The organism is Amycolatopsis azurea DSM 43854 (genome assembly GCF_001995215.1).
In the GTDB taxonomy this organism is placed as follows: Bacteria; Actinomycetota; Actinomycetes; order Mycobacteriales; family Pseudonocardiaceae; genus Amycolatopsis; species Amycolatopsis azurea.
This window is the reverse complement of the sequence record NZ_MUXN01000030.1, coordinates 52,586-68,459: the sequence shown is the minus strand read 5'-3', so window position 1 is coordinate 68,459 and position 15,874 is coordinate 52,586. Positions and strand designations below refer to the sequence as shown.

The window sequence follows — 15,874 nt, the reverse complement described above, 5'->3', positions numbered from 1 at the left end:
CGCGAGGACACCCCCGAGCTGGCCAGGAACCGCCTCGCCGCGTTCCAGCAGGGAACGCGCCGTGGCCGGGACACCGAACCCACCGACGAGTACACCGACCACGACATGTACGGAGATCGTGACTAGATGGCCAACGCGGGAGTCAGTGAACTCGACTGGTTGCTGGACGACCTGGTCAAGCGTGTCAGCGGTGCGGACAGGGCGGTAGTCCTGTCGTCCGACGGCCTGCTCATCGGACGGTCCGGCAACCTCTCGGAGCAGGACGGGGAGCATCTGTCCGCGGTCGCGTCGGCGTTCCAGAGCCTCGCGCGGGGCACGGGACGGCACTTCGGCGGCGGCAACGTCCGGCAGACCATGGTCGAGATGGACCACGCCTTCCTGTTCGTCACCGCGGCGGGCCGCGGCGCGTGCCTCGCGTTGCTGGCCAAGGAGGACGCGGACATGGGCATGGTCGCCTACGAGATGAACCTGATGGTCAAGCGGGTCGGCGCGGTACTCACTTCGGCGCCTCGCGCCGCGACTCCCCTTTCGCCATGAGCGGGCGGCACGAGTCGTGGTTCGAGGAGGAGGCCGGGCCGCTGGTCCGGTCGTACGCCGTCACGGGCGGACGCACCCGTTCGGACACGATCGGCCTCGACCTGATCACGCTGGTGGTCGCGATGCGCAGCGCGCACGAGGTCGCCGGCTTCGAGCCGGAGTACGGGCGGATCCTCAACCTGTGCCAGAGACCGACCTCCGTCGCGGAGGTCGCCGCGCGCATCGATCTGCCGTTGCCGGTGGTGAAGGTGCTGCTGAGCGACCTGATCGAACAGAACCTCGTGCTTTTCCGCACCGCGACGCCGGTCACCGACACTCCCAACAAACACGTACTCCAGGCGGTTCTTGATGGCATCCGGAAACTCTGAGCCTCGGCGATCCTTGACCGCGAACGCGGTCAAGGTCCTCATCGCCGGCGGGTTCGGGGTCGGTAAGACCACGATGGTCGGTTCGGTCAGCGAGGTTCCCCCGCTGCGCACCGAGGAGGTCATCACCGCGGCGTCCGAGGGCGTCGACGACCTCACCGGTGTCGAGAAGAAGACGACCACCACGGTCGCCCTCGACTTCGGCCGCATCACCATCAACCCCGAGCTGATCCTGTACCTGTTCGGCACGCCGGGACAGGACCGGTTCTGGTTCATGTGGGACGAACTGGCCGAAGGCGCGCTCGGCGCCGTCGTGCTGGCCGACACCCGGCGGCTCGACAGCTGCTTCGCGGCCGTCGACTTCTTCGAGCGCCGCGGACTGCCGTTCGTCGTCGCCGTGAACTGTTTCGACAACGCGTATCGCTATGGCACCGAGGAGGTCCGGCAGGCGCTCGACGTCGGCATGGACGTCCCGCTGCTGCTGTGCGACGCGCGGGAACGCGAGTCGACGAAGCAGGTGCTGACCGTGCTGATGGAGCACGTGCTGGCGCTGTCCGATCTCGCCGCCGGTCTGCCCCAGGGCCGCTGATCTTTTTCAAGTACATGAAGGCCCCCTTCCTTGCGATAGGCGCAAGGAAGGGGGCCTTCATGTACTTCAGGACCGACGGCGGCGGCGCAGGGTGTCGAGCGCGTAGCTGCCCGGACCGACCACCGCGAACAGCAGGAAGATCCAGGAGTACAGCGCGGCCGTCTCACCCTTGTTCTGCAACGGCAGCAGCGCGTCGGGCTGGTGTACGACGAAGTACGCGTACGCCATCGTGCCCGAAAGCAGGATCGCGACCGGGCGGGTGAACAGGCCCGCCAGGAGCAGCAGTGATCCGACCAGCTCGATCACTCCCGCGTACCAGCTCGGCCAGGTGCCCACGGGAACGGCGGCCTTGTCGAAGAGGCCCATTTTCTGCAGCCCGTGACAGAGGAACAGGAACGAGACCACTACACGGACGACGGAGAGGGCCAGTCCCTGCCACTTCGGTGAGGTCGGACCGACCTCGGTGGTCGTGGCGGTGGCTGTCTGGGTCATGACGCATCCTTCCGGCTCAAGGTGGTCTAAACCATTGATGTGCTAGAGGATGCCCGATACCCCCATCTGTAGGGAACTTTCTTTCGGGGGGTAATTCGATGGTATGGCCGAAGATATTGACAGGAAATCGATAGGTGCGCGCTAAAGGCCCCTTTCCTGGAATCATTCCAGGAAAGGGGCCTCGCGATTCCTGATCAGCGGCGGCGGCGCAGGGTGTCGAGGGCGAAAGTGCCCGGGCCGATCGCGGCGATCAGCAGGAAGATCCAGCAGTAGAGGGTCGACAGCTCGCCCATGTTCTGCAACGGCAGCAGGCCTTCCGGCGCGTGGACGGTGAAGTAGGCGTAGGCCATGACACCGGAGAGGAGCACCGCGACCGGGCGGGTGAACAGGCCCACCAGGACCAGCACGGCGCCGACGAGTTCGATCACGCTGCCGTACCAGCCGGGCCAGGAACCGAGTTCCACGGAGCCGCCCGCGCCGTCGACGCCACCGAAGAATCCGAATCCCTGCAAGCCGTGGCAGAGGAAGAGGAACGAGACGACGATCCGGACGGCCGACTGGATCGCGCCCTGGGCCTTGGCGGCGCGCGGGGTGGCGGCGGTCTCGGTGGCGGTGGTCGTGGCGGGGGTGATGGTCTGCGTCATGGTTCCGGTCCTTCCGGGAAGTGCTGTCTGGTTGCTTCTGTCCATGCGTCGGACGGGCTCGACGCCAATCGACATGCGAGCGGAAACTTTTTTCGCGGGCCGGTCACTTCACTCGTTCGGAGCAGCGTCAGACTGGACGCCATGGCGGGTAAGACGAGTGCCGGGATCCTGCTCTTCCGCAGGTCGGGCGAGGCGACCGAGGTGCTGCTCGGGCATATGGGCGGGCCGTTCTGGGCGAAGAAGGACGCGGGCGGCTGGTCGGTGCCCAAGGGCGAGTACGGGCCGGACGAGACGCCGGAGGACGCGGCGCGGCGCGAGTTCCAGGAGGAACTGGGGTTGCCGGCGCCGGAGGGGGAGTACCTCCCGCTCGGCGAGGTGAAGCAGTCCGGCGGCAAGGTCGTGACGGTCTGGGCGGTGGAGGGGGACCTCGATCCGGCTCAGGTCGTCCCGGGCACCTTCGAGATGGAGTGGCCGCCGCGGTCGGGCCGGACGCAGGAATTCCCGGAGGTCGACAGGGCCGCCTGGTTCGGGCTCGCCGAAGCGGAGGAGAAGCTGCTGAAAGGCCAGCGCCCGTTCCTGGTGCGGCTGGGTGAGCTGCTCAACGGCTGAGCGGTTCGCTGCCGGTGATGCTTCGGTCGAGGTGGTCGTGAGTGGTAAGTGACGTTCTAACGTCACTTACCACTCACGACCACCTCGACCCACTCGGTACCCGGCGCTCGCCCGCCCCTCATGTACCGAGCAACTCTCCCAGTGGTTTGTCGGCCAGCGAACCCAGTACGAGATCGGCGTGGTCGAAGTTCAGTACCGCGGTGATCGGGTTCGGCACCGCGACGCACTTCAGCCCGGCGGCCTTCGCCGCGGTGACGCCGTGCGGCGAGTCTTCGAACGCGATCGCCTCGGCCGCCGGGAGGTCCAGCGCGGCGAGCGCGGCCAGGTAGAGGTCCGGGCTCGGCTTCGCCTGGTGGAGGTCGCCGGTGAGGACGGCCTCGAACGCGTCCGCGAGGCCCAGCCGGTTCAGATGCGTGGAGACCCAGTCTCCGGTCGAACTGGACGCGATGGCCAGCCGCAGGCCCTGTTCCCTCGCGTCGTCGAGGTACTCCTGGACACCGGGACGAGGTCCCTCGGACTCCAGCAGTTCGGTGACCCGGGCGCGGACGCCGGTGCGGACCGCGATCCGGTCGAGATGCTCGTCGTCCTGCTCCAGCAGTTCGAACATCGCGATCGCGGTGTTCTGCGTGCCGATCACGGTGTGCCAGACGTCGAGGGGGAGTTCGCCGCCGCGCTCGCGGAAGGTCTCCTGCCAGGCCACGAGGACGGCCGCCTCGGTGTCGACCAGCGTTCCGTCGAAGTCGAAGATCAAGGCGCCGGTCATGGGACGAGTCTACGTCTTGACTCACTGAGTGGTACGGATTACGGTACGCATTCGTTAGGAAAGTTACCAAACGAACAAGTGTACTCAAAGTGAACGCCGCGCACCCGTCCCTCTCAACCCGCCGCCACGGATTCCCGGGGAGATCGATGTGAAGGCCCGAACCCGACTACTGCCACTAGGCGCGGCCGCGATCCTGTTGCCGACGCTGCTCAGCGGCAACGCGCAAGCCGCTGATGTCCTTCTGTCCCAAGGTAAACCCGTCATCGTCTCCTCGGTGGAGTCGTCCTCCTACGCCGGCGCGCTCGCCGTCGACGGGAAGACCACCACCCGCTGGGCGAGTGCCGAAGGCGCGGACCCGCAGTTCATCCGCGTCGACCTGGGCGGCCCGTCCGCCGTCAACCGGGTCAAGCTGAGCTGGGAGGCCGCGTACGCCACCGCGTACCGGCTGGAAGTCTCCAACGACGGCTCGGCGTGGACCTCGATCAAGTCCGTCACCAACGGCAACGGCGGGACCGACGACCTGACCGGCCTGTCCGGCAAGGGCCGCTACCTGCGGCTCGTCGGGACCAAGCGGGCCACCAGCTACGGCTACTCCCTTTGGGAGATCCAGGTTTACGGGACGTCGGACTCCACAGGCGACACCCAGGCGCCCACCGCGCCCACGAACCTGAAGGCCGGCACGATCACTTCGTCCACTGTGGACCTGACGTGGACCGCGTCGACGGACAACGTCGGTGTCACCGGCTACGAGGTGCTGCGCAACGGGCAGGTCGTCGGCACCACGGAAAGCGCTTCCTTCTCCGACAGCGGCCTGACCGCCGCGACCGCGTACACCTACAGCGTCCGGGCGAAGGACGCCGCGGGCAACACCTCGGCCGCCAGCGGCGCGATCCAGGCGACCACACAGGCGGGCGGCGGTTCGTCGTTCGTCCTCGCCGCCTCCGGTGACATCGCGGAACAGTGCACCGCGTCCTCGTCGTCGTGCATCCACCCGAAGACCGCCAACCTGGTCGGGCAGATGAACCCCGCCGCGGTGATCACCATGGGCGACAACCAGTACGACGACGCCCACATCGAAGACTTCACGAAGTACTTCGACAAGACCTGGGGCAAGTACAAGAACATCATGCACCCGATCCCGGGCAACCACGAGACCTACGACGACACCCCGCTGGGCGCCTACAAGAAGTACTTCGGCAAGATCGCGACGCCGAACGGGAAGACCTACTACAGCTGGGAAATGGGCAACTGGCACTTCGTCGCCATCGACAGCACGGAGTTCTCGCCCGGTCTCGCCGCGAACGCGGTCAGCGACGAGCAGCTGAACTGGATCAAGCAGGACCTGAAGAACAACACCAAGCCCTGTGTCGCCGCGTACTACCACCACCCCCGCTACACCTCGGGTGACCACGGCGACAACGACAAGATGGCCACCCTCTGGGAGACCATGGTGCAGAACAAGGTCGATCTGGTGCTCAACGGGCACGACCACCACTACGAGCGGTTCTACCCGCAGAACGCCGACGGCGACAAGGATCCGGCCGGCCCGGTGCAGATCATCGGCGGTGGCGGCGGGGCGACCCTGTACCCGGTCAAGACCGAACACCCGGCCACCGCGAAGGCGATCTCGACCTACGGCGTGCTCAAGCTGAACATGTCGGACAACGCCTTCTCGACCCAGCTGATCGGCCTCGACGGCAAGACGATCGACTCCTCGCCCACCTACACCTGCCACTGATCCTCGCGATCAGGTGCCGGGTCGCGGCCGTGTGCACCGCGACCCGGCACCTCCTCACGGCGCTGGAGGTCCCCCATGTACATCGCCACCAGCAGGGGAGCGGACACCGCGGCGGAAGTCCCGAAGAGCGGCTTGAAGCGCGCCGTCACCGGGAACGTCGTCGCACTCGGCCTGGTCAGCCTCGTCACCGACATCTCGTCGGAGATGGTGACCGCGGTCCTCCCGCTCTACCTCGTCCTCGGTCTCGGCCTCAGCCCGCTGCAGTTCGGCGTGCTCGACGGCCTCTACTCCGGTGTCACCGCCGTCGTCCGGCTCGTCGGCGGGCATCTCGCGGACCGGTGGCAGCGGCTCAAAGCCGTCGCCTGCTTCGGTTACGGACTCTCGGCCTTGGGCAAGATCGGCCTGATGCTGGCGGGTTCGTCCACCGTGGCGATCGGCGCCGTCCTGGCGGCCGACCGCACCGGCAAGGGCGTCCGGACCGCGCCGCGCGACGCGCTGATCACCTTGAGCAGCGATCCCGAACACCTCGGCCGCGCGTTCGGCGTGCACCGCGCGATGGACACCTTCGGCGCGTTCCTGGGTCCGCTGGTCGCGATGGCGGTCCTGTGGCTCAGCCTGGGCAGCTACGACTCGGTGTTCTTCACGAGCTTCTGCGTCGCCGCGATCGGCGTGATCATCCTGCTGGTGCTGGTCAAGGACCATCAGCCGAAGACGCGAGCCGACCGGCCGAAGGTCTCCTTGCGGGAGACCGCCGGCCTGATCCGCCAGGCGTCGTTCCGCCGGATCTGCGTCTGGGCGGCGCTGCTGGGCCTGGTCACCCTCAGCGACTCGTTCCTCTATCTCGTGCTGCAGCGCCGCTGGGAACTCGGCGCGGTCTTCTTTCCCTTGCTGCCACTGGGAACCGCGGGTGTGTACCTGCTGCTCGCCGTTCCGTTCGGCAGGCTTTCGGACCGGATCGGCCGCTGGAAGGTGTTCCTCGGCGGGCACATCGCGCTGGTCGCCGCGCTGCTGGCGCTGCTCGGCCCGGTGGACGGCGGCATCCTGGCGGTGCTGGCACTGGTGCTGCACGGTGTCTTCTACGCCGCCACCGACGGCGTCCTGATGGCCGCCGCCGGGCCGCTGCTGCCCGAGCACCAGCGGGCGAGCGGTCTGGCGCTGGTACAGACCGGGCAGGCGACGACGCGGATGCTCGCGTCCGTCCTTTTCGGACTCGCCTGGACCACGTGGGACCTGCACGCCGCGGTCCTGGTCGCCGCCGGCGCGCTGGCCGTCGTGGTCGCCGCGGCCGCCGTCCTCCGTCCTTTGAGGACTTACGCATGAGGGCGCGGATCCTGGGCGTGGTGGCGGCGGTCGTCGTCCTGATCGCGGCGGCCGTCGGCTACGGCCTCTACTCGCGGGACCGTGGGCCGGAGGTCAACTCCGTCGCCGTCGTGACCGGACAGCCGGTTTCGGTGCAGGCGAAGGGGCAGCTGCTGTTCCGCAACACCGCCGAAGGCCCCGACTTCGGACATCTGGCCACCGTCCCGGCCGACCGGCCCGGCGAGACCCGGAAGGTGGCGGGGCTGAGCTGCGACCGGTTCGCCGCTTCGGCGGGGACCGCGCTGTGCCTGGCCGCGCAGCCGGGGGTGCTGCCGCCGATGACCGACGTCATCGTGCTGGACAAGGACCTCGCCGAGATCCGCCGGATCGAACTGCCCGGCACCCCCAGCCGCGGCCGGGTCTCGCCGGACGGGAAGCTCGCCTACTGGACGTTGTTCGTCAACGGGGATTCCTACGCGGAGAACGGGTTTTCGACCAGGGCGGGCATCTTCAACCTGACGACCGGGAAACTGACGAAGAGCATCGAGGAGATGACGCTCCTGCTCGACGGCAAGCCGTATTACTCGTCCGACGTGAACTACTGGGGAATCACCTTCACCGCCGACGGCAAGAAGTTCTACGCCACCGTGGGGACGAAGGGGAAGACCTACCTCGTCGAGGCGGACTACGAGAAGCTCGTCGCGAGGATGATCCGCGAGAACGTCGAATGCCCGTCGCTCTCGCCGGACGGGAAGCGGGTCGCCTTCAAGAAGCGGGTTTCCACCGGTTCTTCGGCACCTTGGCGGCTGGCCGTGCTCGATATGGCCTCCGGTAAGGAGACCATGCTGGCCGAGACGCGGAGCGTGGACGACCAGGCCGCCTGGCTGGACGACCGGACCGTGGCTTACGGGGTGGAGTCGGGGATCTGGGCGGTTCCCGCCGATGGGAGCGGGGCGGCCAGGGAACTGGTGCAGCACGGAAGTTCGCCCGCAGGCGTGTAGTGGGTCCAGGTGGTCGTGAGTGGTAAGTGTCGTTCTAACGACACTTACCACTCACGACCCACTCAGCCCAAGTGCGTCCGCCTGCTCCCGGAACACGTCGTAGGCGGCGGGTCCGAACAGCACGAATCGCACCAGTTCCACCGAACACGATCCGGCCGAAAGCGTGTTCAGCACGGTTTCGAGGGCGATCTCCGCCGCGGATTCGACCGGCCACCGGTAGATCCCGGTCGAGATCGCCGGGAACGCCACGGTGTGCGCGCCGAGGTCGGCGGCCACGTGCAGCGAGTTGCGGTGGCACGCGGCCAGCAGCGCGGACCGGTCTTCGGAGTCGGACCACACCGGCCCGACGGTGTGCACCACCCAGCGCGCCGGAAGGCGGCCCGCCGTGGTGGCGACCGCCTCCCCGGTCTTCAGTCCCTTGCCGTAGTGCCCCGCGCGCAGGGCCCGGCATTCGGTGAGGATCTCCGGTCCGCCGCGGCGGTGGATCGCGCCGTCCACCCCGCCCCCGCCGAGCAGGGACGAGTTCGCGGCGTTGACCACGACGTCGACCTGTTGTTCGGTGATGTCGCCTTCGACCAGTTCGATCATCGTGATCGCTCCGTCAGCCGTTGAAGTAGTCGATCAGGACCGGGGCCACCGCTTTCGGCTTGAGCATATGCGTCTGGCCCTCGATCGTCCGGTGCTCGGCGCCGGGGACCGCCGTCGCCAGCGCGGCGACACCGTTGCGAATCCACGCGGGGCTCTTGCCGCCGTCCATGACCAGCGTCGGCACGGAGACGCCCGCCCACTGGCCCTCGGGCAGCGGGGTGCCGTCTTGCAGGCCGTCGAACAGCGCGGCGTCGTAGCGCAGGGTCGGCGCGACCTTCTTCAGCTTCGGCCAGGCGGGCATGAACTGCATCATGAGCACGACCGGAGCCGGGACACGGACGCCGTCGCGCATGAAGATCTTGATCGCGGCGCCGGGTTTGCCGGTGGCGATGGCGTTCTCCAGCCGCTCGGTGTAGTCGGCCGGGACCGGCGGACGGGTGTCGTCGACGACCAGCGGGAATTCGTAGACCGCCAGTTTCGTGATCGGCAGCCCGGCTTTCGCGGCTTCGAGGGCGAGCGCGGCGCCGGACGAGATCCCGTAGACGTGGGCGGTCCCACCGGCTTCCTTGATCAGTGCCGCGATGTCCTCTACTTCGCGGGCGACGGCGAACGGCTCGGTGTCGCCGCTTTCGCCGCGGCCGCGGCGGTCGTAGGTGTAGACGGTGAAGTGCCGGGCCAGTTCGGCGGCCAGCGGCTTGGCGGGACCGAACTCGCGGTGGCACATCGCGCCGTCGACCAGGATGACGGCGGGGCCGGAGCCGGTGCGGGTGTAGGCGATGGTGGTGCCGTCTTGCGAGGTCACGGTGCTCATGGCGGGGATTCTCCTCGGGTTGTCTAGCGGGCGGTACGGATGACGACGGCGGTGACCCAGCCCCAGGCCAGCAGCACCGTTGCCCAGAAGGCGAGCATCACGACGGCGTTCGCGTTGCCGGAGCTGATCCCGGCGAACGAAGCGAAGAACGCGATGCCGGTGGCACGGGAGCAGATCGCCCAGCCGCGGTGACCCTCACGCGAGAAACGGCTCGCGAACACGAAGGTCGCGACGATCAGAGAGAGGAAGCCGACCGAACCGGCGGTCATGTGCAGGATCCCGGCGGTGCTGAGGGTGGCCGGGCCGCTGCCGACGGGGAAGCCGTTGCCCGCGTCGGCCTTGAAGACCGCGGCGAAGAGCAGGCTGACGCCGAAGACGCCCAGCAGCCGTGGTCCCCACGTGCTGCCTCTGCCCGGTTCGAGCGTCCGGCTCAGGCCGATCGCGCCCGCGATCATCAGGATACCGGTGACCAGGAAGTTCGTCACCTGGATCCAGCCGGCGTCGCCGTTGCTCAGCATGCTCGCCGGGTGCTTCGTCAGGTCGAAGCCGTCGCGGACGGCGGCCTGGGTGAACGACGTCAGGAAGTACAGCGGCCCCGAGATCGCGCCGCAGGCGAGCAGGGCGCGGGTGGGGACGGCGGTCGTGGTTCGGGTGGCGGCGATGGTCATCGTCTCGGCCTTTCGGGGCGGGGTTCGTTGGGCACTACCCTTGCTCCGAACTCTTCAGTTGTCAAGACAAAAAAATTTGTCGGTAACGCCTGACGCAACTCCGAAGGCGTCGCGACCAGGTGACTACTTGCCGTTTCGCAAGGTCAGGAGGGTGATCTCGCTCGGCGCGAAGACGCGCAGCGGCGGTCCCCAGAAGCCGGTGCCGCGGCTCGTGTAGAGCTGCGTGCGCTCGCCGTGGCGCGAAAGCCCGGCCAGGACGGGCTGGTCGAGCCGGACCAGGAGGTGGAACGGCCAGATCTGGCCGCCGTGGGTGTGCCCGGAGATCTGGAGGTCGATCCCGGCCTCGGCGGCCTGCTTGACCTGCTTCGGCTGGTGGGCGAGCAGGACGACCGGGGTGCTCGCGGCGACGCCGTCGAGCGCGGCGGGCAGGTCGGGGCCGTGACCGGGCAGGCCGGAGGCGGCGCCGGTCGGGTCGTCGATCCCGGCGAAGACGAGCGTGTCCCCGCCCTGGGAGACCGGCAGGTGCCGGTTGTGCAGCGGCTCCCAGCCGAGGTCGCGCATGTGGTCGAGCCAGGCCTGCGCCTCGCCGAAGTACTCGTGGTTGCCGGTGATGTAGAACTTGCCGAGCTTCGCGCGTACCTTCCCGAGCGGCGCGACCTGCTGTGCGCGTTTGGCGACCGAGCCGTCGGCGAGGTCGCCGGCGTGGGCCACGACGTCGGCGTCGAGCTCGTTCACCACCTCGACGACCTTCTCCGACCACTTCGTCCGGTTGAGCGGGCCGAAGTGGGTGTCGGTGATGATCGCGAAGCGGAGGCCGTCGAGTCCCGCGCCGAGGCGGGGGATCACGACGTCGAGTTCCTTGAGCCTCGGCACGCGCCGTGCTTCGACCATCCCGTACGCCGCCAGCGCCGCGAAGGCCACCAGGACGACGCCGGACACGATCCCCGCCGCACTGTCCACTCCGGACAGCGCTAGGACGAGCCGCAGCACGTTTCCGAGTATCGACAACGAGAACAGTAGCCAGATCAACCCGAGGGAGAGGTCGCCGATCTTCGCCGCGACGTCACGCTGCCACGGGCCGTGGCCGAGGATCATGGACGCGGGCACGACGACCACCGCGGCGGCGAACACGATCGTCCCGAGGACTTCGAGCGCGGCCGGGAGTTCGGGGGAGCCGATGATCGTCCACCACGGCACTCCGAACAGGAGAGCGAGAACGGCGATCAGTGCGGCGACACGGGCGAGGATGCGGGGCATGATGACGACGAGACTAACAGACCATCGGTCTCTACCGCCGTCCTCGCTGAGGGGCTCTCAGCTACGTAAACGGACGTACTTGAGGTGTCGCTCCTGGGCCGATGCCTGGTGAGCGGAACCGCAAGACACTCGTTCGTATGAAGGAGATACGGACGAGCGAACGCGTCGCCTACGTGACGGGGGCGCTCCTGTTCCTCAGCGGTCTCGCGCACGCGGTCGTGCTGATCGTGTCCGGTGGTTCGTGGACTGGGCCGTTGTCGATGCGGAAGGCGGTCACCTTCGGCCTGTCGTTCGGCCTGACGCTGGCCACCGTCGCCTGGGCGACGTCGTACGTCGCGGTGCGGCCGCGCGTGCGGAACGTGCTGCTCGGCGTCTTCACCGGGGCGAGTGTCGTCGAGACGGTGCTGGTGAGCATGCAGGCCTGGCGCGGGGTACCGTCGCACTTCAACTTCGAGACCGGTTTCGACAACGCGGTGTCGACGACGCTCGCGGCGGGCGGTGGCGTCCTCATTCTGACGGCGGTCTCGTTCACCGCGGCGGCGATGCGCGGCGAAGGGGAGGCGACAGCGAGCATGCGCCTCGCGGTGCGGTTCGGCTTCGTCGCGCTGCTGGTGGCGCTGGGGGCGGGCGCGGCGATGATCGCGAGCGGCGTCGTCGAGGCGCGGGGCGGGAACCCGCAGGTCGCCTACACCACGGCCGGCGCGCTGAAGCCGCTGCACGCGGTGGCGATGCACGCGATCCTCATCGTGCCGGGACTCGCCTGGCTGCTGCGGTTCGCGGACTGGACGGAACAGCGGCGCGTGCGGCTGGTGTGGGTGGCGATCGGTGCCTACACCGTGCTGACAGCGGTGGTCGGGATCGAGTCGGTGACCGGGGTTTCGCCGCTGGCGGCCTCGCCGATCGAGATGGTGACATCGGGGCTGGCTCTGGGAGTACTGGGGGTTGTCGGTGCGGTGGCCGCCCGTGAAGTGGTCCGGCGCCGGTCCCGAGTGCGGTGACTCGACTGTCCATAAGGGACGCGTCTGGGCAGTGCCCGGTTCAGGTGGTTCGCACGGTTTCGCGGCGTCATGCTCGCTCGCCGGCATGCCTGCTTGGGATGTTGCGAAAGGCACTTTCGCAACCTTCAACGTTGCGAAGGTGGCTTTCGCAACACCGCCGAACCATCAGGCAGCGCCGGGCGAAGGGGCATGAGTGGCAAACTCGTGTCCTATCGGGAGCTGAGGCGAGGTGTCCAACCGGTGAGGGCGCGAGGTGTCGCTCTGGGTGAGGGGTGTGTGGAAACGGGGACGTTGAACGTCCCTATTTCCACACACCCCTTCGCGACCGGACCGGTCACGCGGGACTGTCCGGCAAGCGCGCGGCGACGTCCTCCGCGAAGCCCGCCGAGGCTCTACCGGCCCACGTAAGCGCGAAGGTGCTGCGCGGTGAGCGTGTCACCGGAGGCGACCAGGTCGGCGGGGGTCCCGGTGAAGACCACCTGGCCCCCGTCCGAACCGGCGCCCGGCCCCAGGTCCACGATCCAGTCCGCGTGCGCCATCACCGCCTGGTGGTGCTCGATGACCACCACCGTGTTGCCGTCGTCGACCAGCCGGTCCAGCAGCCCGAGCAGCTGGTCGACGTCGGCGAGGTGCAGCCCGGTGGTCGGTTCGTCGAGGACGTAGGTCGCCGACTTCTCCGCCATCCGGATGGCCAGTTTGATCCGCTGCCGCTCGCCGCCGGACAGCGTGGTGAGCGGCTGCCCGAGCCCGAGGTAGCCGAGGCCGACGTCGGAGAGCCGGTCCAGGATCGTCCGCGCCTGCCCCGAGGGGAAGAACTCGCGCGCCTCGGCCACCGGCATCGCGAGGACCTCGCTGATGTCCTTGCCCCGCAGCCTGTACGTCAGCACTTCGGCGGTGAACCGCTTGCCCTCGCACTCCTCGCAGACCGTCGCCACCCCGGCCATCATCGCGAGGTCGGTGTAGATCAGCCCGATGCCCTTGCACTTCGGGCAAGCGCCTTCGGAGTTCGCGCTGAACAACGCGGCCTTGACGCCGTTGGCCTTGGCGAACGCGGTGCGGATCGGGTCGAGCAGGCCGGTGTAGGTCGCCGGGTTGCTCCGCCGCGAGCCGCGGATGGCCGACTGGTCGAGCACCACGACGTCGTCCCTTGTGGACAGTGAGCCGTGGATGAGCGAGCTCTTGCCCGAACCGGCGACCCCGGTGACCACGGTCAGCACGCCCAGCGGGATGTCGACGTCGACACCGCGCAGGTTGTGCCGGGTCGCGTTCCGGATCTCGATCCGCCCGGCCGGCGTCCGGACGTCCGTGCGCAGCCGCGCCCGGTGATCGAGGTGCCGTCCGGTGAGCGTGCCGGACGCGCGCAGCCCGGCGACGTCGCCGGTGAAGCAGATCTGCCCGCCGTGCGGCCCGGCGCCCGGTCCGAGGTCGACGACGTGGTCGGCGATCTCGATGGTCTCCGGTTTGTGCTCGACGACGAGCACCGTGTTCCCCTTGTCCTTCAACAGGAGCAGCAGGCCGTTCATGCGCTGGATGTCGTGCGGGTGCAGCCCGACGGTCGGCTCGTCGAAGACGTAGGTGACGTCGGTGAGGCTGGAACCCAGGTGCCGCACCATCTTCACGCGCTGCGCCTCACCACCCGAAAGTGTCCCGGACTCCCGGTCGAGGCTCAGGTAGCCGAGGCCGATCTCCACGAGCGAGTCGAGCGTGCCGCGCAGGGTCTGGATCAGCGGGCCGACCGACGGGTCGTCGAGCTTGCGGACGACATCGGCCAGGTCGCTGATCTGCATCGACGAGCAGTCGGCGATGTTCAGCCCGTCGATCTTCGAGGACAACGCCGCCTCGTTGAGCCGGGCGCCGTCGCACGCCGGGCACCGCCGGAAGGTGATCGCCCGGTCCACGAAGGCCCGGATGTGCGGCTGCGTCGCTTCCTTGTCCTTCGACAGGAACAGCCGCTGGACCTTCACCAGCAGGCCCTCGTAGTTCGTGTTGATCCCGCCGAGCTTCATCTTGGTGGCGGGCTTGTGCATGAAGTCTTCCCACTGCTGCGGGGTGTAGTCCTTCAGCTTGACCGCGGGATCGACGAAGCCGGACTCCGCCAGCCCCTTCCAGTACCAGCCGCCCGGCGCGAAGTTCGGGACGGTGATCGCGCCTTCGTCGAGCGAAAGCTCCTTGTCGACGAGCTGGTCGATGTCGATGGTGGAGACCTTCCCCAGCCCCTCGCATTCGGGGCACATCCCCTCGGGAAGGTTGAAGCTGAACGCGCCCGACGTCCCGACGTGCGGTTGTCCCAGCCTGCTGAAGACGATCCGCAGCATCGTGTGCGCGTCGGTCGCGGTGCCGACCGTGGAGCGGGAGTTGGCCCCCATCCGCTCCTGGTCGACGACGATCGCGGCGCTCAGGTTCCGCAGCGCGTCCACGTCCGGCCGTCCGACGGGGGCCATGAAGGACTGGATGAACGCGGTATAGGTCTCGTTGATCAGCCGCTGCGACTCGGCGGCGATGGTGCCGAACACCAAGGACGACTTCCCCGAGCCCGAGACACCGGTGAAGACGGTGAGGCGGCGCTTGGGGATGTCGACCGAGACGTCGGCGAGGTTGTTCTCTCTGGCTCCGCGCACCTGAATCATGTCGTGGCTGTCGGCGGCCGAAGGCATGGCTCTCCCCTGGTTGGAACTCTTTAGCCTGTAAAGTGAGGGTAGCAGAGGTTAGTTTATGCTGTAAGGAGTTGGCAAGTGGTCGTCTACGCGGCTCAAGGGGACCCCCGGCGCTCGATGGCGCTGCTGTGGCGGACGGAGCCGCCGGACGTCGAACGCCCTGGCCCCAAGCAGGGGCTTTCGGTGGAGCTGATCGTCGACACCGCCATCGCCATCGCGGACGCCGAGGGGATGGCGGGGCTGTCGATGCGGGCCGTCGGGGACACGCTCGGCCGCACGGCCATGGCGCTCTACACCTATGTCCCGAGCAAGAGCGAACTGCTCGATCTCATGTACGACAAGACGCTCGCCGAGCTGTCCGCCTTCCGCGACGGCGACGGCTGGCGGGCCGACGTCACGCGCTGGGCGGAGGACCTCTGGGCGTTCTATCTGCGGCATCCCTGGGTCCTGCAGATCTCGCAGGCGCGGCCGGTGCTCGGGCCGAACGAGTACGTCGTGCTGGAGGCGCTGGTGAAGATCCTGCGCCGGACCGGATTGGGCCCGGTTATGCTGCGACGGCTGGTCAGCGCGCTGTACTCGTGCGTGCGCGAGCCCGCGAGGACGGCTTCGGAGGCGCGCCAGGCCGAGAAGGCGACGGGGCAGTCCGACGACGAGTGGTGGTACGCGCGGTCCGCGCATCTCCAGGAGGTGTCGCCGGACTTCGCCGAACGTTTCCCGACGCTGACCTGGATGGAGGGCGAGCACGCGTTCCGGATGGAGGACGAGACGGTGTCCTACCTGGAGCAGGAGGCGAGGGAGGCCTTCGAGCTCTCGCTGGCCGTCCTCCTGGACGGAATCGAAGTCTCGATGAAAGCGGAGTAG

At 68.2% G+C, this 15,874-nt stretch carries 17 protein-coding genes; 9 read left to right on the top strand and 8 right to left on the bottom strand.

Annotation, left to right across the window (positions count from 1 at the left end; translation table 11 throughout):
* Positions 1–126 precede the first annotated feature (126 nt).
* Genes B0293_RS39370 through B0293_RS39360 form a run of 3 tightly spaced genes read left to right on the top strand, consistent with a single transcriptional unit; the run spans position 127 to position 1,491 of the window.
* Positions 127–537 carry a roadblock/LC7 domain-containing protein gene (locus tag B0293_RS39370; RefSeq protein WP_005166013.1) on the top strand — a complete coding sequence of 137 codons (411 nt, stop codon included), beginning with the start codon at positions 127–129 and terminating at the stop codon, positions 535–537.
* A complete protein-coding gene (locus B0293_RS39365; RefSeq protein ID WP_005166011.1) occupies positions 534–905 on the top strand; it encodes a DUF742 domain-containing protein in 372 nt (123 codons plus the stop codon). Before B0293_RS39370 ends, B0293_RS39365 begins: the two co-directional genes overlap by 4 nt.
* A complete protein-coding gene (locus B0293_RS39360) occupies positions 886–1,491 on the top strand; it encodes a GTP-binding protein (protein ID WP_026466899.1) in 606 nt (201 codons plus the stop codon). The genes B0293_RS39365 and B0293_RS39360 overlap by 20 nt, the downstream gene beginning before the upstream one ends.
* A gap of 66 nt (positions 1,492–1,557) precedes the next feature.
* Here B0293_RS39360 and B0293_RS39355 read toward each other — a convergent pair whose 3' ends face one another.
* The gene (locus B0293_RS39355; RefSeq protein WP_005166008.1) at positions 1,558–1,983 is read right to left on the bottom strand and encodes a DoxX family protein; all 426 of its coding nucleotides are present in this window, start codon (positions 1,981–1,983) and stop codon (positions 1,558–1,560) included.
* A gap of 194 nt (positions 1,984–2,177) precedes the next feature.
* Positions 2,178–2,627 (bottom strand): DoxX family protein, encoded by a 450-nt coding sequence (locus B0293_RS39350; RefSeq protein ID WP_005166007.1) that lies wholly within the window; start codon positions 2,625–2,627, stop codon positions 2,178–2,180.
* Positions 2,628–2,768: 141 nt separating this feature from the next.
* Between B0293_RS39350 and B0293_RS39345 the strand changes: the two genes are divergently transcribed.
* Complete coding sequence (locus tag B0293_RS39345; RefSeq protein WP_005166005.1) at positions 2,769–3,236, top strand: NUDIX domain-containing protein; 468 nt, start codon at positions 2,769–2,771, stop codon at positions 3,234–3,236.
* Positions 3,237–3,354: 118 nt separating this feature from the next.
* Here the strand turns inward: B0293_RS39345 and B0293_RS39340 are convergent, their stop codons facing one another.
* Complete coding sequence (locus B0293_RS39340) at positions 3,355–3,999, bottom strand: HAD family hydrolase (protein WP_005166003.1); 645 nt, start codon at positions 3,997–3,999, stop codon at positions 3,355–3,357.
* Positions 4,000–4,147: 148 nt separating this feature from the next.
* On the opposite strand from B0293_RS39340, the gene B0293_RS39335 reads away from it, so the two are divergent.
* From B0293_RS39335 to B0293_RS39325, 3 genes are all read left to right on the top strand, one after another.
* Entirely contained in the window at positions 4,148–5,737 is a 1,590-nt protein-coding gene (locus B0293_RS39335) for a discoidin domain-containing protein (RefSeq protein WP_005166001.1), read from the top strand.
* Between the two features lie 75 nt (positions 5,738–5,812).
* The gene (locus B0293_RS39330; RefSeq protein ID WP_005165999.1) at positions 5,813–7,057 is read left to right on the top strand and encodes an MFS transporter; all 1,245 of its coding nucleotides are present in this window, start codon (positions 5,813–5,815) and stop codon (positions 7,055–7,057) included.
* Entirely contained in the window at positions 7,054–8,037 is a 984-nt protein-coding gene (locus tag B0293_RS39325) for a TolB-like translocation protein (protein WP_005165997.1), read from the top strand. The genes B0293_RS39330 and B0293_RS39325 overlap by 4 nt, the downstream gene beginning before the upstream one ends.
* A 51-nt stretch (positions 8,038–8,088) precedes the next feature.
* Here B0293_RS39325 and B0293_RS39320 read toward each other — a convergent pair whose 3' ends face one another.
* The 4 genes from B0293_RS39320 to B0293_RS39305 all read right to left on the bottom strand — a co-directional run bounded on the left by B0293_RS39320 (position 8,089) and on the right by B0293_RS39305 (position 11,361).
* A complete protein-coding gene (locus tag B0293_RS39320; RefSeq protein WP_005165995.1) occupies positions 8,089–8,625 on the bottom strand; it encodes an O-acetyl-ADP-ribose deacetylase in 537 nt (178 codons plus the stop codon).
* Positions 8,626–8,638: 13 nt separating this feature from the next.
* A complete protein-coding gene (locus B0293_RS39315; RefSeq protein WP_005165993.1) occupies positions 8,639–9,436 on the bottom strand; it encodes an alpha/beta fold hydrolase in 798 nt (265 codons plus the stop codon).
* 23 nt (positions 9,437–9,459) lie between these two features.
* Positions 9,460–10,104 carry a DUF998 domain-containing protein gene (locus B0293_RS39310; protein WP_005165992.1) on the bottom strand — a complete coding sequence of 215 codons (645 nt, stop codon included), beginning with the start codon at positions 10,102–10,104 and terminating at the stop codon, positions 9,460–9,462.
* A gap of 123 nt (positions 10,105–10,227) precedes the next feature.
* Positions 10,228–11,361 carry a metallophosphoesterase gene (locus B0293_RS39305; RefSeq protein ID WP_005165991.1) on the bottom strand — a complete coding sequence of 378 codons (1,134 nt, stop codon included), beginning with the start codon at positions 11,359–11,361 and terminating at the stop codon, positions 10,228–10,230.
* Positions 11,362–11,498: 137 nt separating this feature from the next.
* On the opposite strand from B0293_RS39305, the gene B0293_RS39300 reads away from it, so the two are divergent.
* A complete protein-coding gene (locus tag B0293_RS39300; protein WP_005165990.1) occupies positions 11,499–12,359 on the top strand; it encodes a hypothetical protein in 861 nt (286 codons plus the stop codon).
* Between the two features lie 392 nt (positions 12,360–12,751).
* Here B0293_RS39300 and B0293_RS39295 read toward each other — a convergent pair whose 3' ends face one another.
* The gene (locus B0293_RS39295; RefSeq protein ID WP_005165989.1) at positions 12,752–15,013 is read right to left on the bottom strand and encodes an ATP-binding cassette domain-containing protein; all 2,262 of its coding nucleotides are present in this window, start codon (positions 15,011–15,013) and stop codon (positions 12,752–12,754) included.
* Positions 15,014–15,091: 78 nt separating this feature from the next.
* Between B0293_RS39295 and B0293_RS39290 the strand changes: the two genes are divergently transcribed.
* Positions 15,092–15,874 (top strand): TetR/AcrR family transcriptional regulator, encoded by a 783-nt coding sequence (locus B0293_RS39290; protein WP_005165988.1) that lies wholly within the window; start codon positions 15,092–15,094, stop codon positions 15,872–15,874.